Consider the following 25,669-nt stretch of genomic DNA (forward strand, 5'->3'; position numbering starts at 1 on the left):
TCCTACTCGACGACGAGCTCGACCGGGATGTTGCCGCGGGTGGCCTTGGAGTAGGGGCACACCTCGTGGGCCTGCTTGACCAGCAGGGTGCCGGTCTCGCCCGCGAGGGACTCGGGGAGTTCGACGCGCAGGGTCACGGCGAGGCCGAAGCCGCCGGCGTCCTGGCCGATGGAGGTTTCGGCGGTCACGGAGATGTCACCGGTGTCGACCTTCATCTGGCGGCCGACGAGACCGAGCGCGCTGGCGAAGCAGGCCGCGTAGCCGGCGGAGAAGAGCTGCTCGGGGTTGGTGCCCTGGCCGTTGCCGCCGAGCGCCGGGGGCATGGCGAGCGCGAGGTCGATCTGGCCGTCGGAGCTGACGGCGCGGCCCTCGCGGCCGTTGGCGGTGGCGACGGCGGTGTACAGCGCGTCCATCGGGAGGTCCTTTCGCAGGGGGTGGGGCGGCTCGGGGCCGCCCCTGACCACAAATAGAGCACACAATTCAGTTGTGCACAACTCAATCGCTCGCGAGTGTGCTCCGGTACACTGGCGCGCATGACCGAGCAGCCCGCAGCCGCCCTCCGCGACCAGGACTTCCTCCGCCTCGACGGGCAGATCTGCTTCGCCCTGGGCGCCGCGAACCGGGCCTTCGGGGGCCTCTACCGGGTGGTGCTGAAGGACCTGGGCCTGACCTACCCCCAGTACCTCGTGATGCTGGTGCTGTGGGAGAACGGCACGACCCCGGTCAAGGAACTGGGGCGGCGCCTGCGGCTCGACTCCGGCACGCTCTCCCCCCTCCTCAAGCGACTGGAGGCGTCCGGCCTGATCCGGCGCGAGCGCAGCGTGCGGGACGAACGGTCGGTGCACGCGGTCCTCACCGACGAGGGCGCCGCGCTGCGCGAGCGCGCGGTGGAGGTCCCGCGCCGGATCGCGGCGGCCACCGGCTTCGAGCTGGCCGAGATCCGCGAGCTCCAGGTGCGCCTGGCCCGCCTCACGGCCGCGCTCGACGCCGCCGTGCCGCAGGACTGAGGGCGGCGGACCGTCAGGCGCTGCGCTCCATGGTGGGGCGCAGTCGCTCCAGCAGGGCGTAGAGCGTCGCACCCTCGGCCGCGTCCAGGGTGTCCAGCGCGCCGTGCGTGGCCTGCATCTCCTCGCGCACCCGGCGGATGGTCTCGCGGCCCTCGTCCGTCGCGACGACGTTCTTGACCCGCCGGTCGGCGGCGGAGGCCTCGCGCCGGACCAGTCCGCGCGCCTCCAGCCGGTCCACGATCCCGGTGACGTTCGAGGCGTCGCAGGCCAGGAGGGTCGCGAGGCCGCGCATCGGGACCGGGCCCTCCAGCTGGGCCAGGACCTTCGCCTGCGTGGAGGTCAGTCCGTACCGGCCGGCCGCCGCGGCGAAGTCCCGCCACTGCGCGGTGCCGATGGCGGCGAGCAGTTCGAGGAGTTCCAGCTTGCTGGGGGTGTGGGGGGCGGTGGCGCTCATACCCACGGAGCGTACGCCAGGATCGTTGACATTATCAACCTTTTACTTGACCACCTTAACTATTGCTGGCTACCTTCATCCAAGTACTTGATGACATCAAACATCTGCGTCCTGAAGCAGTAAGAAGGTCTTGCCAGTCATGAGCTCCGCCGCATCCGCCCCCGCCGAAGCGAGGAACAGGAACGAGACGGTCATCGTCTTCGCCCTGAGCCTCGCCGCCATGGTCGTGTCGATGATGCAGACCCTGCCCGTACCGATCCTGGGCCTGATCCGCAACGACCTCGGCACCTCCACCGCCAACGTCAGCTGGGTGACCACCGCCACCCTGCTGTCCGCCGCCGTCTTCACCCCGCTGCTCGGCCGCTTCGGCGACCAGCACGGCAAGAAGCCCACCCTGGTGGCCGTCCTCGGCGTCATGGTCGCGGGCTCCGTGGTGGCCGCGCTGGCGACCTCGCTGCCGCTGCTGATCCTGGGCCGGGTGCTCCAGGGCGCCGCCACCGCGATCTTCCCGCTGGCCCTGTCCGTCCTGCGCGAGGAGGTCCGCCCGCAGAAGCTGCCCGGCGCGATGGCCCTGGTCAGCGGCACCCTGGCGTTCGGCAGCGGCCTGGCGCTCGTCGCGACCGGCCTGCTGACCTCCGGTACCGACGCCGACTACCGCAACGCCTTCTGGATGGCGACCGGCTTCGCCACGCTGGCCCTGCTGGCCGTCGTCTTCCTGGTCCCGGCCACCCGCCACAAGACCGGCGGGCGCACCGACTTCCTGGGCGCGCTGACCCTGGGCATCGCCCTGCTGCTCCTCCTGCTCCCGATCTCGCAGGGCCACGAGTGGGGTTGGTCCTCCGCCCGTACGCTGGGCAGCTTCGCCGGCGCCGCCGTGATGACCGCCGTCTGGGTCCTGGTGGAGCGCAAGGTGAGCGAACCCCTCGTCGACATGAAGATGTTCGTCCACCGTCCGGTGCTCATGGCCAACCTGGCCGGCATCCTCGTCGGCTTCGGCATGTTCGCGAACTTCCTGGGCGTCTCCTACCTCGTCCAGATGCCCGAGAAGCTCACCGGCTACGGCTTCGACGCGTCCATCCTGCGCGCCTCCGTCGAGTTCCTGCTGCCCGGCGCGATCGTCTCGCTGCTCGCCTCCCCCGTCGGCGGCCAGCTGGTCCGCCACCGCGGTCCGCGCATCGCGCTCGGCCTCGCCGCCGCCCTCGGCGCCGTCGGGTTCGGCTGGCTGGCCCTCGACCACGGCCACACCTTCTCGGTCATCGGCGCCGGCCTGGTCGTCGGCGCGGCCGTGAGCTTCGGCTACGCCGCCATGCCCGCCGTGATCATGTCGAGCGTCCCGCACCACCAGAGCGGCATCGCCAACGGCATCAACTCGATCTCCCGCTCCACGGGCAGCGCGATCGGCAGCGCCATCGTCACCACGATCCTGGCGTCCAAGACGATCGAGCACCTCCCTGCGGGCGTTCCGGCCCTGCCGGCCGAATCCGGGTTCACCCTCACCTTCTGGATCGGGGCCGGAGCCTTCGCGCTGGTCGCCGTGATCAGCTGGCTCGGCCTGCGTTCCGGCCACGGGCCCCGGGTGTCCGCGACGGCCGCCCCGGGCGGCGCCCCCGCCGCTGCGGAGGCCCCGCAGAAGGACGCGGAGAAGGACGCGGAGAAGGTCTCGGAGAAGGTCTCGGACACCGCCGACGCCGTCTGATCCCCCGCCACCTCCCGCACACGGCCCCCCGGTCCCACGGACCGGGGGGCCTTGTCGTGTCCGCACTCCGCGCGCTTCGGGCAGCCCTGCGGACGGCGTTGTCAGTGGGGCTCGCTAGTCTCCCGACATACCGCAGCTCAGCAGGCGTTGGCGCCTTGCACCGGGCTGCGCAAGACCATTTTCGGACAGGCGGAGGGGCACGGGCTGATGGCTTGGCTGGCGTTGGACGAGGGGTACGAGATCGCCCTCGTGGAGGGGCGGGTCGCGGTGCGTCGGCCCGCGGGGCGGCAGTTGAAGACGGACCCGAAGGCGTTGCGCGACCACCCCGAGGTGGACCGGCTGCGCCGGCTCGCCGAGTGGCTCGACCGCCACGAGGCCTCCTGCGCCGCCCAGGTGGACACCTGGATGGTGTCCTCCCTGCCGGTGCCGACCGCCCTCCTCGCCCGGGTGTGGCCCGACGAGGCCTGGCAGGCCGCGCTGCGCGACCTGGCCGTCGTCCCCGACAGCGACCCCGACGAGGTGGGCTTCCTGCGCGACGCCACCGCCGAGGGGGAGCTCAAGGTGGTCAACCTCGACGGCGAGACCGTACGCCTGCGCCCGCTCACGGTGACCCTGCCGCACCCGGTGCTGCTGCCCGACCTGGACGACGTACGGGAGTTCGCGGCCGAACTGGACATCACCCAGCGGGTCGAGCAGATCCACCGGGCGACCTGGACGAAGCCCGCGGACCTCTCCCCCGCCGCCACCGAGGTACGGGACTACGCGGGCGGCACCTTCCCCTCCCGCTTCAGCCTCGCCGCCCGTGCCACCGGCCTCGGCTACCGGGTCACGGGCGGCTACGCGACCTGCAAGGTGCGCGACTCGGGCCGGGCGGTGGAGGCGGCCGTCTGGATCGGCGAGCCCTACTGGGAGGACGAGTCGGAGACCGGGCCGCTGAACTGGCACGACGAGGAGGGCCGGGCCGTACGGCTCGGCGAGGTCGGACCGGTGGCCTGGTCCGAGGGGATGCGGATGGCCGCGGCGCTGTACGCCGGGCGCAAGATCGAGGAGGGCGGGGACGCATGAGCACCACCGAGACTATGAGCACCACTGACACCACCGCGGGCGGCGAGGGCGGCGAGGGCGCGAACGCCGCACTGCTGGCCGCCGGAGCCGTCCTGCCCGTCGGCACCACCGGTGCCGGGCCCGCCGCCGTCCCGCTGACCGCCCGGACCTACCGTCACCCCGCGCTCGGGGACGACCGGGTCGTCGTCCGGCTCGCCGCCGCGGAGCTGGGCGCCGCCGAGGACCTCGCCGCCGGCTTCCTCGGCCTCGTGCCGCAGGGCGAGCCGTCCGTCGTCGGTCTCGGCCGGCGCCAGGCGCTCGGCTTCCCCGAATGGGTGCTGGTGCACCACCCCGAGGACGGCCACCACGCCCTCGCCGTGGTCCCCGAGCTGGACCGGCTCGCGCGGCAGGCCAAGACCAAGCCCAAGGCCGCCCTCGACGCCTGCCACGAGCTCGCCGACCGGCTCGCCCTCGCCGTCCCGCACTTCCTGCCCGTCTTCTACGAGCAGGCCGCGCGCGTCTTCCTCGGCGTCGAGAACACCACGTACGCCGCCCAGCTGTTCGGCCGGGCCCGGACCAGCGAGGCCGGCTACGGCCTGACCGTCGACGAGGACCGCCTCGACGCCGTCTTCCTCGAATTCGCCCTGGCCGGTGCCCTGCCGGTGAAGGTCCTCACCGGATACGGCAAGGAGCTCTCGGCCCGGGTCTCCCCCGCCGAGGCCTTCGACCGCTTCCGCCGCCTGTGCGTGCGCCGCACCGCGGGCGGGCTCCCGCCCTCGGCGCAGGCCACCACCGAGCTGCGCCGCCTCGCCCGCGCCGCCGGGCTGACCGGCGGCGAACCCGAGCAGGAGTACCTCGCTGAACTGCTGCCGCTCCCGGCCACCCTGCGGGCCGCGACCGGCTGGTGGAAGTCCCACCGCACCGCGCTGGTCGCCCTGGCCCGGCGCGTTCCGTCGGTCCGCGGAACCCTGCTCGCGATGATGCCCGGCAGCGGCGGCGGCGAGGCCGGTGAACTGGCCGCGCTGTGGCTGGAGGTGCTGGAGGAATCGGGCGCCACCGCCGGACTCGCCGACGGCACCCTGCCCGAGGCCGAGCGTTGCCCCGACGGCACGGCCGGCTGGCTGGAGCGCTTCCACACGGCCCGCCACGCGGGCTGGGGCATCCCGGCGACGCTGCCCGCCCTCCTCTCGCTCGTCACGCGCTGCGCCGAAAGGCTGCGCACCGAACTGGCCCTGCCGGGACGCGAGAACGGCCTGCGCCTGGCCCTCCAGGACGTGAACCTCATCGACCTCCTGCTCTCCCTCGGCCTGCCGGTCGCCGATCCCGGCAACGCCTGGCAGGGCTTCATGGGCCTGGACCAGTGGGCCCAGTCCCCCGAGCCGCGCGACCTGAGCGCGCTGTGCGCCGACGAACGGCTGCGGCCCGCCTTCCTGCGCACCCTGGACCGCTTCAACGGAAACGGATCCGGCGGTCGCGGAACCGTGCGGCGCCTGGCCGAATGCCCCGGCAGCCGCGCGCTGCTCGCCGACTGGGTCGCCCAGGTGGCCGCGGCCTCCACGGCGGCCGCCCTGCCGGACCTGCCCGAGGCCATCCGGCGGCTGACCTGGCTCCCCGCGGAGGCGCTCGCGCTCGCCCCGCAGGAGGTCTCCCGGGCCGCCGCCGCCGACCTGGGCGAGATCCTCGCCCGCACCCTGCGCGGCGGCCTGTTCGAGGAACTCGTCTGGCCCACCTGGGAAGAGGCCGTCACCGCGCTGTCGCCCGCGGGCAACCGGCGGCACCTGACCGTCATGGACGCCTGGCCGTACGTCATCGTCGCCAACTCCGCGCAGGTGCGCGTCATCGAAGCCGACTCCACCGTGCTGACGCACGACCTGCGGATCCCCGCCGCCGGCGGCCAGCACCAGCTGGGCTTCCACTACACGGACGGCGACCTGCTGGTGTTCTGGGTCCCGTACAACGGCCCCGTGCAGGGCTACTGGCTCAGCTCCCCGGGCGACGTCCTGACCCTGGACTCCTCCGCGAACTACTGGTCGGTGCGCTCCGAGCACGTCACCCTGCCCCTGCCGGGCGGCGGCCGCGCCACGGGCGGCGGCGTCCTGCACCGCGGCGACAGCAAACTGCCCGTCGAGCGGCCGGTGATCAGCGACGGCACCTCGTACTGGGTCTGGGAGCGGGGCGAGGCGGGGGGCGAGGCCGGCTGGGCCGAGTACGACCCCACGACCGGGCTGCACGGGCGGCGTTCCCTGCCCGGCTTCCTCGCCGACGCCCTGCGCGACCACCCGAGCGGCAGCACCCTGCCCGACAACGTCGGCCAGAACTGGCTGCGCCCCACCCCCACCGTCGAGGGCTCCGTGCTCGGCGCGCCCGTGGACGGACTGCTCGGCTGGCGTGCGGTCCGCGTCCCCGGGCAGGGCTGGCACGGCTCCGACAACGCCGGACGGTCGGTGACCCTGGGCGAGGGCTCCCGGATCCCGCACCACGCCGTGACCCTGCCCGGCGACGACCGGCCGCGCGCCGTGTCCAGCGACTGGCGGACGCTGACCCTCACCGACCCCGAGGGCGCGGCCGTCTCCCGGATGAGCGCCGACCACAACAGTGCGGCCTACTCCACGCACGGCGCGGAACTGCCGCCGCTGCCCTACTGGTACTGCCTGCGCGCCCGGGACCCCGAGGGTTCGGCGGCACTGCGCGCGGTGGACACGGCCACCGCCGGGGCGCTGCTCAAGACCGTAGCCGAGGCCGGGAAGGGCGCGGACGTGCCCGCTCTGGTGGCGGCCGCCCTGCCGGGCGTCGCCGCGCCCGCGCTGCTCGGCGGCGTGACCGCGGCCGTCCGCGGCGCACTGGTCCAGCAGCGGGCCCTGGCCAGGGTCTCGGACGACCTGACCCGGGGCCCGGTGGCCCCGCGCACCGCTCCGGCGGACCGGGGCCCGGCCGACCACCTCCTGGACGGCGCCCTGGACGGCCTGGTGGGCAACGGATACTACCGCCACGGCGGGGAGAGCGACGCCACGTACCGCTTCCTGCGGACGCTGGCCAAGGCGGCCGGCGACACCGCCGCGGAGGGGGTGCCCGGCCGGCTCCACCTCGACGTGCCGAAGCTGGCGAACTCGGCGTTCCCGTGGACCGGTCCGTTCCTGGAGCAGCCCGCGGCCGTGGCCTACCGGATGGCGGTCGCCGGTACCACCGACGAGCAGCGGGCGGCGCTGCGCCGGGTGCTCGGCGAGGCCGGCGCGCTGGGCGTGGACTCCGCCGAGGGCTGCGCCGCACGGTGGCGCCGGGTACGGGTCCGGCTGGACTCGGCGCTGCTGGTGGGCTCCGGCGGACGTGCGCGCAACCCGCGCCACCGCTCCGTACTGCCGCTCGGCGGCGGCGCGCTGCTCGCCGTGACCGACCACAGCGAGGTGCTGCCCGACGGCCAGGAGTTCGACGGGCTGCTGCACGACCCGTCCGGCGCCTTCGCCGTACCGGCCCCCTACGCCCAGGTCGGGGCGGGCTCGACCGTCGGCGACCCGGAGCGGGCCGCCGGCTGGCTGGCCGCGTTCCTCGACGAGGCCGACCGCCGGGGCCCCGCGCCGTGGTTCGCGTCCGCCGCCGAGGAGTTCGCCCGGCTGACCGGGGTGTCCGCGGCGCTGGCCGCGCTGGTGCTGGCGGGCCTGCCGCGGCTGGACTCGTACGAGCGCGCGTTCCTCTCCGCCGAGCTGCGCGCCGTCCTCGGGGTCAAGGCCACCGACGCCGCGCACGCCCGTGACGACCTGAAGGAACTCGGCTTCGGCGTGCGGCGCGAGCTCGTCGCGGCGCTGCTGCCCGCCGAACCGGCCCGGCTGTGGACCGACGGCCCGGACGCGGCGGCCGCCGCGCGCGTGTGGAACCAGCGCGTGGGCCGTCGTACGCCGGTTCCCGAGTGGGTGCTCGCGGAGGCCTCGCGGGACGTGCGCACCTCCTGGCCGGCGCACCGGGCGCTGCCCGAACTCCTCGGGCCCGCGTCGTCCCCGGTGCTGTCCGCCGATGTCGAGTGGGCGGTCAGGGGGGACCACGCGGAACCCGTCGTCCCCGTCGGCCGGTGCTTCGACGCGTCGGCGCTGAGCGGGGCGATGGCCCTGACGGCCTGGCTGGCGCACCGCCTGCCCGCGGGCCACCCCGTACGGGCCTGCCTGCCGCCCGCGCTCACGGCGGTCCGGCAGCGGCTGGCGGCCCCCGGGCTGCTGCTGGCCGCCGGGCACTACACCTCCCTGACCGACTTCCGGACCGCGGCCGGGACCCCGACCGAGACCGGCGAGGGGTACGAGCGTTACGGGGCGGTGGTCCTGGCCACCCACGACGACCGGCCCTGGCCCGCGCTGCGCACGGCGCTGCTGGACTCCACCGGTTCGGACCCGTACCTGCCGCTGCTGCGCGGCGTCGACCAGCAGCCCTCGCCGGCCGAGACGGCGCTGCGGCTGGCCCACGACCCGGCGTTCGCGGCCCTGCTCGCCGATCCCGGCGCGCCGGTGGCGGGTGCGGTCGCCAAGGACGGCACCTGGTGGACCCAGGACCCGTCCCGCAGCGTGCCCGAGCTGGTGGCGGAGACGGAGGCCGCGTGCGGGCTGGGCGCCGACGCCGCCGCCCTGTACCTGATGCTGCTCGCCATGCCCGACCCGACCGACCGCAACACGGCGCGGTGGACGGGCTGGAAGCCGGCCCGGATCAAGGCCGCGCGGGCCGAACTGGCCGCCACCGACCTGGTGGTGCAGGCCGGCCGCACCCGGGCGGGACGCACCCTGTTCCTGCCCGGGGGCTGGGCCGAGCCCGGTTCGCCGGTGCTGCCGGTGGAGCAGTGGAAGCTGTCGATGTACCCGGCGGCCCCGGGCGGCAGCCCGGTGCTGGGCGTGCTCGTGCCCACCGAGCCGGCCGCCGACCTCTACCGGCGGGCATGGGGACGGGTCCGGGAGGGCGACGTCCCGCGCTTCGAGCAGCTGAGGGTGAAGCGCACGGCGGGCCGCCGCCGCTGATCCCGCCGGAGCGGGTGCGGGGGCGACCTGACGCGCCCCCGCACCCCCTCCGCTCTCTCCACGTCTTTCCTTCGAGAATTCCCCAAGCCCACAGGACCCGAGGAACCGATGACCGTCACCGAACAGCCCGCTCCCGCCCGGCAGGTCATGCCCGCCGAGGAGCGGTACGCCGCCGAACTCGCCTTTCTCGCCGCCCAGGACACCGGCCCCCGCCCGCCCGGCTGGGCCCTGACGCCGCGCGCGGTGGTCACCTTCGTGTGCGGCAGCGAGGGGACCGAGCTGGCCCTGCCCAAGCGACGCGCCGGGCTGCCGTCCAAGCTGGTGATCGCGCCGAAGTTCGTCGGCGAACGCGCCCTGGTGGAACGGTGCGTGGTGACCCTGGCCGGAGAGCGCGGACTGCTGCTCACCGGCGAGCCGGGCACCGCCAAGTCGATGCTGTCCGAGCTGCTGTCCGCCGCCGTCTGCGGCACCAGCGCCCTGACCGTGCAGGGCACCGCGGGCACCACCGAGGACGCCTTCCGCTACGGATGGAACTACGCGCTCCTCCTCGCCCAGGGCCCGACCCCGCAGGCCCTGGTCGACTCCCCGGTGCTCTCCGCGATGCGCACCGGACGGGTGGCGCGGGTCGAGGAGATCACCCGCTGCCTGCCCGAGGTGCAGGACGCCCTGGTGTCGATCCTGTCCGACCGGCGCGTCAGCGTGCCGGAACTGACCGCCACCGAGGACTCGTCGGTCAGCGCGGCCCCCGGGTTCACGGTCATCGCCACCGCCAACCTGAGGGACCGGGGCGTCTCGGAGATGTCCGCCGCGCTCAAGCGCCGCTTCAACTTCGAGACGGTCGCGCCGATCGCGGACCCGGACGCCGAGGCCACCCTGGTCCGCCGCCAGGCCGTCGCCGCCGTGCAGCGCGCCGGGGCTTCCTTCGGGGTGGACGACTCCGTGCTCGACGCCCTCGTCACCGTCTTCCGGGACCTGCGCTCCGGGCGCAGCGCCGAGGGCTGGGACGTGGAGCGGCCCGGCACGGTGATGTCCACGGCCGAGGCCGTGCAGGTGGCGGCCTCGCTGGGGGTCGCGGCCGCGTACCTGCCGGGCGGCGACGTGCTGGACCTGCTGCCGGGACACCTGCTGGGTGTGGTGCGCAAGGACGACCCGGCCGACCACGGACGGCTGCTGGGCTACTGGGACGGCCCGGTCCGCCGCCGGGCCGAGGACGGCTCGGCGATGTGGCGGCGGCTCTGGGACCTGCGCGGGAGCCTGCGTTGACGGTCACCGATCCGCGGGAGGCGCTGGCGGCGCTCGCCGCGTCGCGCGAGCCCTACCTGCTGGGCGTACGCCACCACAGTCCCGCGCTCGCGGCGGTGGTCCCGGCCCTGCTGGAGGAGGCGGGGGCGGAGGTCGTCTGCGTGGAGCTCCCCGCCGAGTTCCAGCCGTGGCTGGCCCACCTGGCCGACCCGGAGACGGTCGCGCCGGTGGCCCTGGCCGGGCTGGGGCGGGAGGGCCGCCTGGCCTTCTACCCGTTCGCGGACTTCTCCCCCGAACTGGCGGCGCTCCGCTGGGCGCGGAGCCGGGGCGTGGAGGTCGTCTGCTGCGACCTCCCGCTCGCCGACCGGGGCTGGTCGGGTGACCCCGCTCCGACGGGTCCCGCCCCTGCCGACGGGACCGCCGACGGGACCGGCCCCGGGGCGGACCGGGGGGCCGCGGCCGACGGGTCCGCCGGGGCGGGGCCGGCCCGGTTCGCCGACGGGCTCGTCGCGGCCGGGAGCGGGCGCGAGGGGGACGACCTGTGGGACCGGGCCGTGGAGGTGCTGGCGCCCGGGTGCACCCCGGAGGCCGTGCGCCGCGCCGCGCTCGGCGTCGGCTGGGCGCTGCGGACCGACGCGCGCGCCGTGCCCCCGGTCGACCTGGCCCGCGAGGCCCACATGCGGCGCGTGATCGCCGCCGCTGCCACCGGTGGCCGCCGGGTGGCCGCCGTGATCGGCGCCTTCCACGCCCCGGCCCTGACGGCGTGCCGCTCCGCGGCCGACGACGCCGACGCGGAGGCCGTCGCGAAGGCCGTCGCGGAGGCGGGACCGAAGGGTGATGCCGAGGAGGTCGTCACCTCGTTCGTGGCGTACTCCCACGACCTGCTCGACTCCCGCTCCGGATACCCCGCCGGCATCCGGGACCCGCTCTGGCAACAGGCCGTGCTCGAAGCGGGCGGCGACCCCGAACGCCTGCGGGAGGCCGCCTCGGTCGCCGTCACGCGCGTGTGCCGGGAGCTGCGCCGCGCCGGGCACACCGCCGGCACCGGGGAGGCCGCCGAGACCCTGCGGCTCGCCTGCGACCTGTCGGTGCTGCGCGGGCTGCCCGCGCCCGGCCGGGGGGAGATCCTGGAGGCCGTCCAGACGGTGCTCGGGCACGGCGAACCCCTCGGCCGGGGCCGGGCGCTGGCCCGCGCCCTGGAGGCCGTACTGGTGGGAACGGGCCGCGGCCGGACCACCCCGCACGCCCCGCGCTCCGGGCTCGGGCCCTCGGTGGAGGCGGAGCTGGCCGCGTTGCGGCTGCCGTCGCCCGAGGACCCGGCCGCCCGGGAGGTCCGCCTCGACCCGCTGCGTTCCGAGCTCGACGGGCGCCGCGAGGTGCTGCTGCAGCGGCTGCTGGTCTGCGGGGCCTCCTACGGCGAGCCCGTCGGCGTGGCCGCCACCGGCGACGGCACGGCCCTGGGGAGCAAGTGGCGGCTGTCCTGGACGCCGTCCGTCCCGGCCCGGCTGGACCTGGCGGGGGTCCGCGGCGTCACCGCCGCCCAGGCGGCCTCGGGGACGCTGCGCGAGCTGGCGCGCCGCGAGGCGGCCGAGGGCGGCCCGACGGCGGCGCAGGTGCTGACCGGGCTGGCCGCCGCCGCGCGCTGCGACCTGCCCGCGCTGGTCGACGTACGACTGGACGAACTGGCGGCGGTCCTGCCGGAGAGTGCCGCTCCGGCGGAACTCCTCGACGCCGTCGACCTGTTGGAGGGGCTGCGCCGCGGCCACCTGCCCGGCGCCTCCGCCGCGGCCCGGGACCGGTCCGGCGCACTGGCCGGTGAGCTGCTCGACGCCGCCGTGCGGGCCCTGCCCGGCCTCGCCGGAAGCGACGACCCCGCCGACGCGGGCACCCTGGTGGCCCTCGCCGACCGGGCCGCCGTCCGACGCCTGGGGTTGCGCATGGACGCCGCCCTTGCGGAACTGGCCTCCGGCGCGAGCCCGTTGATGCGGGGCGCGGCCCTGGCCGTACGGGTGCTGCTGGACCTGGACCCGGCGGCCGGGCTCGGCGGGCGCGCCGCCGCCTGGGTCGACGGCGCGGCGGGCCCCGACGGCCGGCGGGCCCTGGCCCGGCGGCTCACCGGCCTGCTCAGCGCCGCCGGACCGCTGCTGGACGCCTCTCCGGCGGCCCTGACCCCGCTGCTGGACCGGGTGGACGCCCTTTCCGACGAGGCGTTCCTGGAGCGGCTGCCGGCGCTGCGCGCCGGGTTCGACGTGCTCGCGCCCGCGGCGCGGGAGCGGCTGCTGGCGACCGTCACGGAGCGGCTCGGCGACCGGGTCGACCTGTCGCTGGACGCGCCGCCCGCGCTGCTCGCGCTGTGGGCCGCCGCCGACGCCGCCGGGCTCGCGGCGCTCAAGGACCTTCCGGTACCGGCGCGTCCGGCGGACGCCGACGTCCCGGACGGCGGGGCGGACGGCCGGGCGGACGGGGTCGCGCCCGCCCGGCCGGAGCCGGCGGACGGCCGCCGCCTGGCGCCCGCCGACCGGTGGCGGCTGCTGCTCGGCCGGCAGCGCGACCGGCTCCCGGCCGGCGCGGGCCGCTACGCACGGGCGCTGGACGAGCTGTACGGGGCCGGGCGTGGTGAGGGCTCCGGCGACGTGGGCCGCGACGGTACCGGCGGCGGGGACGACCCGTCCTTCCCGACCGCCCGGGAGTGGGCGGCGGAGCTGGAGGCGCTGTTCGGCTCCGACGTGCGGGAGGAAGTGCTCGCCGACGCGGCCGACGCGGGCCGCTCCGACGTGCTCGCGACGCTCGACCCGGGATCCGTACGCCCTTCCGTGGAGCTGCTGACCTCGGTGCTCTCGCTCGCGGGCGGCATGCCGGAGCAGCAACTCGCCCGGCTGCGACCCCTGGTACGGCGCCTGGTCGACGAGCTGGCCAGGGAACTCGCCACCCGGCTGCGGCCGGCGCTGTCCGGGCTGGCCACCCCGCGCCCGACCCGCCGCCCGGGCGGCCCGCTCGACCTGGCGCGCACCCTGCGGGCCAACCTCGCGCACACCCGGCGGCTGGACGACGGCCGGGTGGTGGTGGTCCCGGAGCGGCCGGTGTTCAGCACGCGCGTCTCCCGCGAGGCGGACTGGCGGCTGATCCTGGTGGTCGACGTGTCCGGGTCGATGGAGGCCTCGGTGATCTGGTCGGCGCTGACGGCGGCGGTGCTGGGCGGTGTCCCGACCCTGTCGACGCACTTCCTCGCGTTCTCCACCGAGGTCGCCGACCTCACGGACCGCGTGGACGATCCGCTGTCGCTGCTGCTGGGGGTCCGGGTCGGCGGCGGTACGCACATCGCGGCGGGGCTCGCGCACGCGCGCACGCTGATCACGGTGCCGAGCCGCACGCTGGTCGTGGTGGTCAGCGACTTCGAGGAGGGCGCCCCGCTCGGGGGCCTGCTCGGGGAGGTGCGCGCCCTGGCCTCCTCGGGCGCGCATCTGCTGGGCTGCGCCGCGCTCGACGACGCGGGCGCGCCCCGGTACTCGGTGCCGGTGGCGCGGCAACTCGTGGCGGCCGGCATGCCGGTGGCCGCCCTCAGCCCCCTCGCCCTCGCCCGCTGGGTGGGCGACCGACTCCGTGGAGAACCCCGATGAGCAGCACCCTGTTGCCCCCCGTCGCCCCCGAGGTGCTGGCGGAGGCGGTGGAAGGCCTCAGCGCCCGGCTGCGCAAGCGGCTCGACGCCGCCGTCGAGGCGTGCGGGGCGGGGGCCGAGGCCGGGCCGGACGGCACGGTCACGGTCCGCTTCGGCGAGGACGCGGTGGTCACGCTGAGACCGGGCCCGTCGGGGGCGGTCACGGATCCGGCCCAGGCCGTCTGCGCCTGCCTGCTGGCCCCCCGCTGCCTCCACCGCGCGGCCGCCCTGGGCGCGAGCCCCTTGGCGGACCCGGAGCAGGAGCCGTACGGGGGCGCGGAACCGGAGCCCGACGCGGCCGCCGGTTCCCTCCCGGAGGCGGGCGCGGGGCCGGAGCCCGTCCCGGCCGCCGGTTCCGTCCCGGAGGCGGGCGCGGGGGCCGGACCCCGCCCGGCCGCGGAGGCGAGTTCCCGTGGCAGGGCGGGCGCGGCGGCCCGCGCGGAGGCGGACGGGGAGCCGGGGGCCTTGCCCGGAGAGGCCGCCGCCCCCGGCACCGCGCCCCGCGCGGCAGCGGCCGGGCGCGCCGCCGACCGGACCGGCGACGGGGTGACGGCCCCGGTGACGGCTGCTCAGAGGGCGGCCGGGGCCGGGTTGTGGGCGGTCGGGGCCGAGGCGCTGGCCGCCGGGGTCACCGCCGCCGGGGCGGTGGCCCAGGCCGAACTGCTGCGCGCCGCGCACACCGCACGCGTGGCCGGGCTGCCGCAGGCCGAGGCCGCCGCGCTGCGCGTCGTACGGGGTCTGCGCGCCGCGCGGGAACGGCACGCGGCGCAGCGCCTCGGCGACCTCGCCGCCGCCTTCCGCGAACTGCTGACCTCCGCCGCGCTGCTGGCGTCCGGCACCGGCGGTCCGGGGCTGACCGGCGGGGGCCGCCGCGCCTACACGGCCGGTGGCAGCCTGCGGGTGTACGGCCTGTGCCGGGAGCCGGTGCTGAGCGCCACGGGTTACGGGGGCGTGGTCACCCACCTGCTGGGCGCGGACGGCTCCGCCTACTCCCTGTCGGACGTCCGGCCCGGCGGCCTCGCCCGCGCCCGGGGTGCGGGGGCCGCCTCCGTCGCTCTCGGCGGAGGGGCCCTCGACCACGCCGGGCTGTCCCGGGCGGGCCTGCGCATCGTCGGCGCGACGGTCTCCGCCGACGGGCGGCTCGGCGCCGGGCGCGGGGTGCGGGCCACCCCCATGCCGGTGACGCCGTGGACGGCGGAGCCGCTGGCCGCGCTGTTCGCGCGCCCGGCGGCGGAAGCCGTCACCGAGCTGCTCTCCCGGGAGGAGGCCGAACCGGGCCTGCTGGGCTGCGACGTCGAGGTCGTCGGCGCGGCCGGGGAGCACCTGCTCGTACGGGAACGCCGCGCGGACGCCCCGTTGCTGCGGCTGCGTCCCGCACATCCGCACCCGGAGCTGGCCCACACCGCCAACCTGCGCCGCCTGGCCGGGTATCCGGGGCTGGCGCTACGCGTCCTGGGCCGTCCGGACCCGGACCGCGCGGCGACGCTGAGCCCCCTGGCGGTGGGGCCGGTGCCCGGGGCCGCGTACACGCTGCGGCTGCCGCCGGAGTGGCACGACCGGGCCGATCTGGGCTACGACCGGCTCCAGGGAAGCCACTTCCCGGGCGAGGCCCCCTCGGCCGCGGCGGAAGCGGTGGTTCCGGGTCCGGACCCGTTGGCCGACGCGCCGCTGTGGCGGGTGGGGCGGCTGCTGGAGACGGGCGTCGCGGGAGGCCGCCGCGCGGTGGCCGAAACCGCGCGGGGACCGCAGCCGCTGACCGCGTACGGTCCCCTGCGGCGGGCCGGATTCGGGGCGGCGGCGGACCTGACGGCTGCTCTCGTGGCCGAGGCGGACCGGCGCCCCAGGGACGTCTTCGGCCGGCTCACCGATCCCTCGTCGGACGGCTACGCCTGGGCCTGGCTGGCGGCGTCCACCCACCTGAAGGCGGCCCGGCGCTCCCTGGTCACCGCCTCCTGGACCTGACCGCCCCGGCGGCGCAGACCCCGCCGGCCCCGTCCGCCATCGCGCAGGGAGCGTCGACTCCGTCGGCGGGCGGGGCGGGAGCGGACCCCGCCGCCCGGGGCCACCCGTCCGCCTCCACCACGGGCGGGTGACGCCGCCGGCGTCCGGGACGGCGGCGGGGCCCGCCCCCGTACGTCCCCCTGGCCTCACGCGTCCGCGGCGCGGCACACGGGGGGTGGGCCCGGGATCCGGCGCGGGAGGCGGCTCCGGCGCGGGCGGGGCGCGATGCGCTCCCTGTTTTCGGCCAAGTCCTTCGGGCGTTCGGCCCGGCCGTGGGGGCTTCGGCCGCCCGTGCGCGGGGGCCGGGCCGACTGCCGGTGCGGCCGGATCTGAGCCCTCGACTCGACGTCCATGACGATTCCACCCTTTCTGGACCCCGTGCTGCCCACACTCTTCCCGGAGGGCCCCGCACCCGCGGCCGGCCCCTGAGCGGAGGGGGCTCGATGGCACGGGACGGCTACCACCGCGTACGGGCGCGCGGCCGCACCCGGGGGCCCGGGGGGCGGATCACCGCCGGGGGCCTGGCGCTCGTCGCCCTGATGGCCGTGACCGGGTTCGCCGCCGCGCACGGCCCGGCCGTGGCCCTGGCGGCGGCCCTCGCGGCGGTGGCCGTCGCGGGATGGCGCACGCTGAACCGGGCCGCGCGCCCCGCTGCGCTGCGGATCACCCTGGCGGAGTTCGACGCCATGGGCCACGAGGAGTTCGAGTACGCGGTGCGCGACCTGCTGGTCCGGGACGGCTGGGGCGCACGGGGGGCCGCCGGGGTGATCGGCGAGGACGCGCGGCACGGCCGCATCCTGGTCCGCGCCCGGCACACCCGCGCGGGCGCCGCCGGAGCCACCGTCGGCACCTCGGTGATGGCCGAGGCGATGGGCGCGGCGGGTCCGGCGCACCGGACCGACCACGCCCTGGTGGTCACCAACGGCGGCCTCACCCAGGACGCCAAGGCGTGGGGCGACCGGCACGGCGTGCGGTGGATCGACCGCGAGCTGCTGCGCCGCTGGGCGGAACAGGGAGCCCCGCTGACGGACCTGCTGCGCCTGCCGCCGGTCCCGCTGCACCCCCGCGAATGGCGGACCCTGCGCACCTAGCCTCATCGGCCCGGCCCGCCTCGGCCGACGTCATCGACCGGTGCGAGCGGTCGAGCGGCGGCCGCCCCTGCTCCCGCTCCGGCTGCCGGAGTTCCATAACCGTTGCTGCCGGGTGGCAGCGGAACCCTCTATGCGCCTCGACTTCCTCATCCGGAGGGCCGGCACCACGCCGCCTCTCCTCGCCGGCCCCATCCGGTCGGCGAGGTGGTCCCGAGGACACGGCGTAGTTCGACCGCCCGGACACTCCGCACCGCCCGGTGCGGGGTTGGTTGTCCGGTTATGGGTAGTCTTCCCGGGTCAGTGCGGAGTCTCGTCGGGGTGGGTCATGGGTCGTCAGTCAGGTGTGCGCGGCGCGGCGGTGGCAGTGGCGGCCGTGCTGCTCGGTATCAGCGGATGCGGTGGGCCGGGGTCCTCCGGGGACGGCAAGACCGGGGGTACGCCCGGACCGGGCCCGGCCACCGGCGCGACCGGGAGCGCGAGCTCCGCCCCGCCGGCGCCCTCGGGGGCCGCCGGACAGCCGGCCCCCGCGGACGTGCTGCCCGGGATGGTCAGCGCGGCCGTCGCCCGGACCCGGCTGGCGGCGCTGACGACGGGCAAGCCCGGCACGATGGCCGGGTACAGCCGGGACAAGTTCACGCACTGGGCGGAGCAGGGCAACAAGTGCGACACCCGCGAGGTGGTCCTCAAGCGGGACGGCACCGACGTCACGCAGGACGCCGAGTGCCGGGCCCTGACGGGCCGCTGGAAGAGCCTCTACGACGGGGCGACCGTCACCGAGGCCGCGAAGCTGGACATCGACCACATGGTGCCGCTCGCCGAGGCCTGGCGCTCGGGCGCCGCCGCCTGGGACGCGGCCCGGCGCAAGGCCTTCGCCAACGACCTGACACGGCCGCAGCTGCTGGCGGTCTCGGCGTCCTCCAACCGCTCCAAGGGCGACCAGAGCCCCGAGCTGTGGCAGCCGACGGACAAGTCGAGCTGGTGCCAGTACGGGCGCGCCTGGACCACCGTCAAGTCCCACTACGGGCTGACCGTCACCGACGGCGAGAGGGCCGTGCTCACCACCATGATCGACACCTGCGCCTCGTGACCGGGCCCGAACGCACCTGGCAGGACGAGGTCCTCGCCGGTCCCGGCGGGGCCATGACCGACGAGGTCGGGGTCATCACGGGCCCGCTCACGCTGCGGACGACCGGCGGGGCGGACGGCACGGTCGGGTTCGCGGTCCAGTACACGGACGCGGACGAGTGGTACACGCTGACCGGCAGCCCGGTGGCCCACGGCGATCCGCACGCCCTGCACACCGCCGCGCTGCGCGCCATCCGCGCCGGCGGCGGGGCCGGGGCGCCCGCCCCGCCCCGCTGACCGGCCGCCCCGGCGCGAACCCGATGGCCCGCGAACGGCCTGGCTGACAGACTGGGCGGACGTGATCACTCCAGGAGGCACACCGATGGCTGACGCACCACAGACCCCGCAGGCGGACGGGGCCGCGGCGGACGTCCCGCAGGACGAGTCCCCGGCCGACGAGGCCAAGCGCAAGTTCCGCGAGGCACTGGCGCGCAACGCCGCGAGCGCCCAGTCCCAGCAGTCGCACCAGAGCCGCGCGAAGGTGCAGGGCTCCAGCGCCGGCGCCGGGGGCAAGAACAAGAAGGTCCGCCGCAAGACCGGCTGACGCCGGGGGCCGGACCCTTCCCCGGCCCCGGCAGGCTCGACCCGGGACCGTCGGGGAGCGCGCCGGGGGCCGCCGGGGGCCGCCTGGAGCCCCGGGCGGCCCCCGGCGGCCGGCCGGCCACGGCGCGAATCATTGGGCCGCATGGGTGATCGGCGATAACCCCTGGACGCGGGGGCAGTTGATCAGGACGTCCCGCCGGGGACAGCTCATGCGACAGAAGGATCCACCATGCTCAAGAAGTTCATGGCCACCGCCGCGGTCACCGCCTCCGTACTGGGCACGGGCGCCCTCGCGGCCTCCCCGGCGATGGCGATCGGGAACGACAACGGCGTGAACACCGTCAACGGCAACGGCGCCTCGCAGGTCTACGGCAACCAGGAGACCAAGGGCGCGATGAGCCCGCAGCTCAGCGCGGTCCAGGGTTCACTGAACAAGCTCTGCATCGGCCTGCCCGCGAAGGTCAACGTGCAGTCGGTCCTCGCCGCCCTCAACATCGGCGTCCAGGACATCAACGTCCTGTCCAACCCGCAGAACCAGCAGTGCGCCGAGAACTCCACCCAGGCCAAGGGCGACGAGTCGCTGTCGCACATCGTGGACAACATCCCGGTCCTGTCCGGCAACCTGTCCGCCGGCAGCTGACCCCAGCGGCATCCGGAACGGCGTGACGGACACGGTCGTCACGCCGTTCCCGCGTTTCCGGAGTCCCGCACCAACCCGGAAACCTTTGGTCTAGACCTTGACAGGTCCAGACCATCTTCGCTTCAGTGGCGGTAGCCGTCGCCCCCCACCCCCCGCGACGACTCCCCCCACCTCAGGAGCAGTTACGTGATACGCGCCCTACGCCGCCGTACCCTCTCCCTCGCCGCGGCCGCAGCCGTGACGCTCGGCCTCGCCGTCGCCCTGCCCGCCTCGCCCGCCGCCGCGGCCCCCGCCTGCGCCTCGGCCTGGGCTTCCTCCGCCGTCTACACGGGCGGCGCGAGCGCCTCGTACAACGGCCACAACTGGCAGGCGAAGTGGTGGACCCAGGGCGAGACGCCCGGGACCACCGGCCAGTGGGGCGTGTGGTCGGACCAGGGTGCCTGCGGGGGCGGCGGGGGCACGGACCCCGACCCCGGCACCGGCAACCCCTCCGGCTTCGTGGTCAGCGAGGCCCAGTTCAACCAGATGTTCCCGAACCGGAACCCGTTCTACACGTACAACGGCCTGGTCGCGGCCCTGTCCGCCTACCCCGGCTTCGCCAACACCGGTGACGACACGGTCAAGCGGCGCGAGGCGGCCGCCTTCCTCGCCAACGTCTCCCACGAGACGGGCGGGCTGGTGTACGTGGTGGAGCAGAACACCGCCAACTACCCGCACTACTGCGACGCCTCCCAGCCCTACGGCTGTCCCGCGGGCCAGGCCGCCTACTACGGGCGCGGCCCCATCCAGCTGAGCTGGAACTTCAACTACAAGGCGGCGGGCGACGCCCTGGGCATCAACCTCCTCGCCAACCCCTACCTGGTCGAGCAGGATCCGGCGGTCGCCATGAAGACGGCACTCTGGTACTGGAACACCCAGAACGGCCCCGGCACGATGACCGCCCACGCCGCCATGGTCAACGGAGCGGGCTTCGGCGAGACCATCCGCTCCATCAACGGGTCCCTGGAGTGCAACGGCGGCAACCCGGCGCAGGTGCAGAGCCGGGTGAGCAAGTACCAGAGCTTCACGCAGCTGCTGGGCGTCACCCCGGGCAACAACCTCGGCTGCTGACGCGGACCCCGCGGGCACCGGGCGGGTCGCGCCCCGGGGCGTGACCCGCTCAGTGCCCGCGCAGCGCGGTGGCCAGCTGGGCGCGGGAGCGGACGTCCAGTTTCTGGTAGATCCGGGTGAGGCGGGCCTCCACCGTCTTCACGCTCAGGAAGAGCTTCGCCGCGGCCTCCTGGTTGCTGGCTCCCCCGCCGACGAGCAGCGCCAGTCTGGCCTCCGCCTCGGTCAGGGCCGCCACCGCGGGGCGCGGGGTGGCGGTCTCGGCCGGGGTCTCGCGGGCGAGGCCGAGCCAGGGCTTGGCCCCGGCCCCCGCGAAGACCTCGGCCGCCGCCGACAGGGCGGCACGGGCGGGGGCCCGGCGCCGGCGCCGGCGTTCCACCCGGGCCAGCGCGAGGAGCGTGCGGCCCTGTTCCAGGGGCAGCCCGAGGGCCCCGAACCGCTGCGCGGTCAGCTCCAGCAGGGCGACGGCCGGTTCCGGTTCGCCCTGTGCCGAACGGCACAGGGCCCGGGCCCGGTCCAGGGCCGCGATCACCGTGGTCCGCCCCAGGGAGCGGGCCACGGGGGTGACCCGGTCGAGCAGTTCCCCAGCCCCGACGGGATCGTCGGCGGCGACCAGGGCCTCGGCGAGCTCCCCGTGCCAGCGCAGGACCGAGGGGTCCACCACCTGCTGGGCCTCCTCCAGCGCGGCGACCCGGCTCAGCGTGGCGACGGCCTTCGCGGCCTCCCCGGTGGCCAGTTCGACGGTGCCGAGGGCGTACAGCGCCCGGGACAGGAAGACCTGGTCCTGTTCCTCCTCGGAGGCCTGGATGCCCCGGCGGGCGTATCCGGCGGCGCGGGCGAAGCTGCCGGCCGCGGCCTCGGCCGTCGCGGCGACGTACCAGGCCGGTCCGGGTGACAGGCCCGCCTCGATGGTCAGCTCCAGCGCGCGGCGGGCGTGCGCGGACCCGGCGACGCAGCGGCCGCGCCGCAGTTCCACCTCGGTGAGGCTGCGCAGCACCTCGAAGACGTCCTCGGCCGATCCGGTGCGCTGCACGGCGGGCAGCAGGACGAGGAGCTGACGGCGGGCGTCGGCGAGCCGGTCGTCGAAGAGGGCGTGGCGGACGGCCAGGTACTGGGGCGCGTTGCGCATCCCGAGGGGGACCTCGGGGGCGGGCAGGGAGAGGGCCTCGGCGAGGATGTCCTCCGCGTCGGGGTCCCCGAGGATGCGGCCCATGCGGGCCCGTACGGTCAGGGCCATGGCCTCGGCGACCTGGTCCCCGCCGGCCTTGGCGAGGGCGCCCGCCTCGGCGGCGGCGTCGCGGGAGCGCAGGGGGTCGCCGTCGCCGATGTTGTGCTTCCAGGCGATCCGCAGCAGGACGGCGGCCCGCAGCGAGGGGTCGCCCGCGGCGTCGGCCAGGGCGTGGGCGATGGTCTCGTCGGCGTCGGCGAGGGCCTGCCCGGCGGCGTCGATCACGGCGAGCCGGGCGCGCACCCGCTGGGCGGGCGAGGCGTCACGGGCGAGGACGGCGCGGGTGGCGCGGCGGGCGAGGTCGGCGCGGCCGGCCCAGCCGGCGTCCTCGGCGGCGGCGACGAGCCGGGCGAGTTCCTCGCGGGGCAGGGCGAGGGGGGTGCGTTCGGCGGCGAGCAGACCGAGTTCGGCGGCGAGGGCCCGCTGGCCCCTGCGCCGGCACGCGGCGGCCGCGTCGGTGATCCGGTCGGCGAGGTCCGCGTCGGGGGTGTCGACGGCCAGCGCGCGGTGGCGTACGGCCTGGACGGGGTCGTCGACGGCGGCGGCGAGGGCGGCGTGTCCGGCCGCGCGCTCCGGCCAGCCGGCGTCGGCGGCCAGGGCGGTCGGCAGGGCGCCGGCCGTGAAGGTGACGGCGCCGTCCTCCCCTACGGTGACCAGCGCGGCCCGTTCGGCCTCCGCGAGTTCCGCTTCGGCATCGGGGCGTCCGGCGCGGCGCAGCAGCGCGGTGGTGGGGCGGGCCGCGAGGGCGGCGAGGAGCAGGGTCCGCCGGGCGCGGGCGGGGGCTTCGGCGAGGAGCCGGCGGGCGACCTCGCGGGCCTGCCCGGAGACGGGCGGGGTGTCGGCGTGGTGGGCGGCGCCGCCCGGTCCGCCGCAGGCCTCCGCGAGGGAGTGCCCGAGGGCGAGGGCGAGCCGCGGGTTGCCCCCGCTGGCCTGGTGGACGCGGCCGGCGAGGCGGGCGGGCAGGCCGTGGCGGAGCAGGAGCTCGGCGACCTGGTCGGCGCCGAGCGGGGGGACGCGGACGACGGGGGTGCCGGGGCCGCAGAGGGGTTCGGCGACGGGGGTGCCGCCCTGGACGCATTCGGCGACGAGGACCCGTACGCGGGGCGGGGTCAGGCGCAGGACGAAGCGGAGCAGGTCGGTGCTCTCGGCGTCGAGCCACTGGGCGTTGTCGAGGACGAGCAGGACCGGGCCCGGGACGGACAGGGTGCGCAGGACTTCGACGACGGCGAGGCGCAGGGCGACGTGGTCGCGGCCCGCTCCGGGGGCGTCGGCCTCGCGGCGGAGCAGGGCGATGGCGGTGCGCTGGGGCCCGGCGAGGCGTTCGAGGGCGGAGCGGGGGACGGAGGCGAGCAGGGTGGCGGCGGCTGCCTCGGGTATCGCCTGGTCGGCGGCTTCGGGGGCGAGCCGCAGGACGGTTTCGCGCCGGCCCGCGGCGGCGGCCGCGACGGCGCGCGCCACCTCGGTCTTTCCCGCTCCGGCGGGTCCGGTGAGCACGGCCCTGCCGTGCGTGGTCAGCGCACGGTGGACCGCCTCGATGAGTTCGCGTTGTCCGACGTTGGTGTGTCCCACCCCGGTGTCAGCGTGCCCCGTCGCCGCCACGCACAGCCACCAGCCTTTCGCGCCCCAGTTCTGTGCCTTTCCTGTGAGACGCGACAATACGAGGTCAGCCGCCGGACGGACCCGGATTGTGACGCAGAATTCAGTGGGTGGACAGGAAAGCACGGCGGGCCTGCCGGTACGGGAGGTACCGGCAGGCCCGCGTGCTGGGATTTGGTCCGTACCATCGGTCCGTCAGAACGGAGTTGGGGGGCTCCGTCGGGGACCTGGACCGGTCAGAAGCCGAGGCTCCAGGAGTCGATCTTGCCGGTGTCGCCGCCGGCGTTGTCGTTCACCCGCAGCTTCCAGGTGCCGTTCGCGACCTCGGAGGAGGCGTTGACGGTGTAGGTCTGGCTGATGTTGGCGGTGCCGCCGCCGGCCCGGTTGTGGAGCGTGTAGACGGAGCCGTCGGGGGCGACCAGGTCGACCTTGAGGTCACCGATGTAGGTGTGCACGATGTTCACGCCGACCTTGAGGGTGGCCGGGGCGTTGCCGGTCACTCCGGAGACGGTGATCGGGCTCTCCACGGTGGTGTTGTCACCGATGGCGACGTCCGCGGTGTTCTCGAACGCCGGGGTGGCGGGGGTGGACGTCACGGCGTTCACGGTCGCGGCCGCGTCCGCGAGGCCGGCGCCGCAGCCGCCGGTGCAGGTGCCGGCGAGCGGACGGGCGTTGGCCTTGATGGCCGCCTCGACCTGGGCCGGGGTCAGCGACGGCTTGGCGGCGACGAGCAGCGCGGCGAGGCCCGCGACGTGCGGGGCGGCCATGCTGGTGCCCTGGTACGGCTTGTAGATCTCGGCGCCCGGCGTGGTGGTGCCGGCGTTGAGGGAGGAGAGGATGCCGTTCTCGGGGGTGGTGACGGTGCCGGGCGTGTCGGTGGCGCGGCGGGTCTCACCGCCCGGGGCGGCGACGTCGATGATCGCGCCGAAGTTGGAGTAGAAGGAGCGGTCGCCGGTGCGGTTGGTGGCGGCGACGTTGATCACGTTGTTGCAGCTGGAGGGGGAGAACCCGGCCGCGTCCGCGTTGCTGTTGCCTGCGGCGACCACGACGGTGGTGCCGCGGGCGACGGCCGCGTTGATGGCGTTCTGGTAGGTGGCGGTGCAGGCGCCGGAGCCGCCGAGGCTCATGTTGATGACCTTGGCGGGGGTGGCGTTCGCCGGGACGCCGGCGACGGAGCCGCCCGACGCCCAGGTGATGGCGTCGACGATGTCCGAGGTGGCGCCGCCGCACTTGCCGAGCACGCGGACCGGCTGGATCTTGGCGTTGTAGGCGATGCCCGCGACGCCCTTGGCGTTGTTGGCGGCCGCGGCGATGGTGCCCGCGACGTGGGTGCCGTGCCAGGAGGAGTCGCTGGCCTTGGAGCCGGTGCCGCACTCGCCCGCGGCGCTCCAGTCACCCTGGTCGGCGGGGTTGTTGTCGCGGCCGTTGCCGTCGCGGGCGGCCGTCGAGCTGCTGATGAAGTCGTAGCCCGCGACGATGTTGGGCGCCACGTCGGAGTGGGCGACGTAGCCGGTGTCGATCACGGCGACGGTGACGCCGGACCCGGTGGTCTTGTCCCAGGCGGCGGGCACGTTCATGCCGGCGGTGGGCTCGAAGAGGTCCCACTGCTTGGCGTACTCGGTGTCGTCGGGGGTGCTCATCGCGTAGGCGCGGGAGTCCGGCTCGACGTAGGCGACGTCGGGGTCGGCACGGAACTGGGCCATCACGTCGGCCGCTTCGGCGGGGGCGACGGATCCACCGAGGTTGACGAGGGCGGCTCCGGTGCCGAGGCGGCGGTCGAACTTCGCCTTCTTGCCGGCCTTCTTGCCCTTGGCCGCGGCGTCGTCGGCTGCGGCGGTGTTGGAGCTGGCCTCGGAGGCGGTGGACTTGTATCCGACGATCAGGTTCTCGACCGGGGCGGCGGCGGGCGCGGCGGGGGCCGCGGCGGCCGGGAGGGTGCGGGCCGGGTCGTTCCCCCCGGTCACGGCCACGGAGGCGGTGGCGGAGCCCGCCAGCAGGGTGACGGAGATGGCCGCCACGGATATGAGCCGACGTCTGGATGCGTGCACGGTGTTCCCCTTCGCGGGCCGGTTCCGGGCAGGCCGGAGCGGCCGGTCGGTGCAGTGTGGGAGGTGATCGGCGGCCGCGGCGCCGGGGGCGGGCTGGTCAGGCCCGCTCCGGCCGCCGCCGCACGCCGCGTCGTCCGGCCGCGACGGTGGGACCGGACAACTGCGTACCCGCGATCCGCGCGTCCGCGTAGGGCTTCACACCAT

At 76.1% G+C, this 25,669-nt stretch carries 17 protein-coding genes; 13 read left to right on the top strand and 4 right to left on the bottom strand.

What is annotated here, in order from left to right; translation table 11 throughout:
• Positions 1-2: 2 nt before the first annotated feature.
• Positions 3-413 carry an organic hydroperoxide resistance protein gene (locus ACZ5D2_RS06970; RefSeq protein WP_266836607.1) on the bottom strand — a complete coding sequence of 137 codons (411 nt, stop codon included), beginning with the start codon at positions 411-413 and terminating at the stop codon, positions 3-5.
• 120 nt (positions 414-533) lie between these two features.
• Here ACZ5D2_RS06970 and ACZ5D2_RS06975 point away from each other — a divergent pair, with 120 nt between their 5' ends.
• Entirely contained in the window at positions 534-1,007 is a 474-nt protein-coding gene (locus tag ACZ5D2_RS06975; RefSeq protein WP_371680256.1) for a MarR family winged helix-turn-helix transcriptional regulator, read from the top strand.
• 13 nt (positions 1,008-1,020) lie between these two features.
• Here ACZ5D2_RS06975 and ACZ5D2_RS06980 read toward each other — a convergent pair whose 3' ends face one another.
• On the bottom strand, positions 1,021-1,461 hold the full coding sequence (locus ACZ5D2_RS06980) for a MarR family winged helix-turn-helix transcriptional regulator (RefSeq protein ID WP_371680255.1): 441 nt from the start codon (positions 1,459-1,461) through the stop codon (positions 1,021-1,023).
• 139 nt (positions 1,462-1,600) lie between these two features.
• Here ACZ5D2_RS06980 and ACZ5D2_RS06985 point away from each other — a divergent pair, with 139 nt between their 5' ends.
• The 12 genes from ACZ5D2_RS06985 (at position 1,601) to ACZ5D2_RS07040 (ending at position 20,596) form a co-directional block, all read left to right on the top strand.
• Positions 1,601-3,157, top strand: coding sequence for an MFS transporter (locus ACZ5D2_RS06985; RefSeq protein ID WP_371680254.1), 1,557 nt, complete (start codon positions 1,601-1,603; stop codon positions 3,155-3,157).
• A gap of 207 nt (positions 3,158-3,364) precedes the next feature.
• Positions 3,365-4,222, top strand: a complete 858-nt coding sequence (locus ACZ5D2_RS06990) for a DUF4132 domain-containing protein (protein WP_468927744.1) — start codon at positions 3,365-3,367, stop codon at positions 4,220-4,222.
• Entirely contained in the window at positions 4,219-9,189 is a 4,971-nt protein-coding gene (locus ACZ5D2_RS06995) for a DNA-binding protein (RefSeq protein ID WP_468927746.1), read from the top strand. Before ACZ5D2_RS06990 ends, ACZ5D2_RS06995 begins: the two co-directional genes overlap by 4 nt.
• Positions 9,190-9,297: 108 nt before the next feature.
• The gene (locus ACZ5D2_RS07000; protein ID WP_371680251.1) at positions 9,298-10,452 is read left to right on the top strand and encodes an ATP-binding protein; all 1,155 of its coding nucleotides are present in this window, start codon (positions 9,298-9,300) and stop codon (positions 10,450-10,452) included.
• Positions 10,449-14,048 carry a DUF5682 family protein gene (locus tag ACZ5D2_RS07005; RefSeq protein ID WP_468927749.1) on the top strand — a complete coding sequence of 1,200 codons (3,600 nt, stop codon included), beginning with the start codon at positions 10,449-10,451 and terminating at the stop codon, positions 14,046-14,048. Before ACZ5D2_RS07000 ends, ACZ5D2_RS07005 begins: the two co-directional genes overlap by 4 nt.
• A complete protein-coding gene (locus tag ACZ5D2_RS07010) occupies positions 14,045-16,048 on the top strand; it encodes a hypothetical protein (protein WP_468927751.1) in 2,004 nt (667 codons plus the stop codon). Before ACZ5D2_RS07005 ends, ACZ5D2_RS07010 begins: the two co-directional genes overlap by 4 nt.
• 482 nt (positions 16,049-16,530) lie before the next feature.
• Complete coding sequence (locus ACZ5D2_RS07015) at positions 16,531-17,178, top strand: restriction endonuclease (RefSeq protein ID WP_468927754.1); 648 nt, start codon at positions 16,531-16,533, stop codon at positions 17,176-17,178.
• A gap of 325 nt (positions 17,179-17,503) precedes the next feature.
• Positions 17,504-18,265, top strand: coding sequence for a GmrSD restriction endonuclease domain-containing protein (locus ACZ5D2_RS07020; RefSeq protein ID WP_371680247.1), 762 nt, complete (start codon positions 17,504-17,506; stop codon positions 18,263-18,265).
• On the top strand, positions 18,262-18,540 hold the full coding sequence (locus ACZ5D2_RS07025) for a hypothetical protein (RefSeq protein WP_371680246.1): 279 nt from the start codon (positions 18,262-18,264) through the stop codon (positions 18,538-18,540). The genes ACZ5D2_RS07020 and ACZ5D2_RS07025 overlap by 4 nt, the downstream gene beginning before the upstream one ends.
• Before the next feature lie 85 nt (positions 18,541-18,625).
• Entirely contained in the window at positions 18,626-18,847 is a 222-nt protein-coding gene (locus ACZ5D2_RS07030) for a DUF5302 domain-containing protein (protein ID WP_356212494.1), read from the top strand.
• Between the two features lie 228 nt (positions 18,848-19,075).
• Complete coding sequence (locus tag ACZ5D2_RS07035; RefSeq protein ID WP_371680245.1) at positions 19,076-19,486, top strand: rodlin; 411 nt, start codon at positions 19,076-19,078, stop codon at positions 19,484-19,486.
• A gap of 186 nt (positions 19,487-19,672) precedes the next feature.
• Positions 19,673-20,596, top strand: coding sequence for a glycoside hydrolase family 19 protein (locus ACZ5D2_RS07040; RefSeq protein WP_371680244.1), 924 nt, complete (start codon positions 19,673-19,675; stop codon positions 20,594-20,596).
• A gap of 49 nt (positions 20,597-20,645) precedes the next feature.
• On the opposite strand, the gene ACZ5D2_RS07045 is transcribed toward ACZ5D2_RS07040, so the two are convergent.
• A complete protein-coding gene (locus tag ACZ5D2_RS07045; protein ID WP_468927761.1) occupies positions 20,646-23,390 on the bottom strand; it encodes a helix-turn-helix transcriptional regulator in 2,745 nt (914 codons plus the stop codon).
• A gap of 263 nt (positions 23,391-23,653) precedes the next feature.
• The gene (locus tag ACZ5D2_RS07050) at positions 23,654-25,465 is read right to left on the bottom strand and encodes a S8 family serine peptidase (protein WP_371680242.1); all 1,812 of its coding nucleotides are present in this window, start codon (positions 25,463-25,465) and stop codon (positions 23,654-23,656) included.
• Positions 25,466-25,669: the final 204 nt, after the last annotated feature.

Source organism: Streptomyces sp. NPDC031479 (assembly GCF_055581065.1).

Excerpts from the sequence above, each read along its gene's own strand:
- ACZ5D2_RS07030 (WP_356212494.1), top strand. The coding sequence starts at position 18,626 with ATGGCTGACGCACCACAGACCCCGCAGGCGGACGGGGCCGCGGCGGAC.
- ACZ5D2_RS06970 (WP_266836607.1), bottom strand. The coding sequence starts at position 413 with ATGGACGCGCTGTACACCGCCGTCGCCACCGCCAACGGCCGCGAGGGC.
- ACZ5D2_RS07035 (WP_371680245.1), top strand. The coding sequence starts at position 19,076 with ATGCTCAAGAAGTTCATGGCCACCGCCGCGGTCACCGCCTCCGTACTG.
- ACZ5D2_RS06975 (WP_371680256.1), top strand. The coding sequence starts at position 534 with ATGACCGAGCAGCCCGCAGCCGCCCTCCGCGACCAGGACTTCCTCCGC.
- ACZ5D2_RS07010 (WP_468927751.1), top strand. The coding sequence starts at position 14,045 with ATGAGCAGCACCCTGTTGCCCCCCGTCGCCCCCGAGGTGCTGGCGGAG.
- ACZ5D2_RS06980 (WP_371680255.1), bottom strand. The coding sequence starts at position 1,461 with ATGAGCGCCACCGCCCCCCACACCCCCAGCAAGCTGGAACTCCTCGAA.
- ACZ5D2_RS06990 (WP_468927744.1), top strand. The coding sequence starts at position 3,365 with ATGGCTTGGCTGGCGTTGGACGAGGGGTACGAGATCGCCCTCGTGGAG.
- ACZ5D2_RS07015 (WP_468927754.1), top strand. The coding sequence starts at position 16,531 with ATGGCACGGGACGGCTACCACCGCGTACGGGCGCGCGGCCGCACCCGG.
- ACZ5D2_RS06995 (WP_468927746.1), top strand. The coding sequence starts at position 4,219 with ATGAGCACCACCGAGACTATGAGCACCACTGACACCACCGCGGGCGGC.
- ACZ5D2_RS06985 (WP_371680254.1), top strand. The coding sequence starts at position 1,601 with ATGAGCTCCGCCGCATCCGCCCCCGCCGAAGCGAGGAACAGGAACGAG.
- ACZ5D2_RS07020 (WP_371680247.1), top strand. The coding sequence starts at position 17,504 with ATGGGTCGTCAGTCAGGTGTGCGCGGCGCGGCGGTGGCAGTGGCGGCC.
- ACZ5D2_RS07000 (WP_371680251.1), top strand. The coding sequence starts at position 9,298 with ATGACCGTCACCGAACAGCCCGCTCCCGCCCGGCAGGTCATGCCCGCC.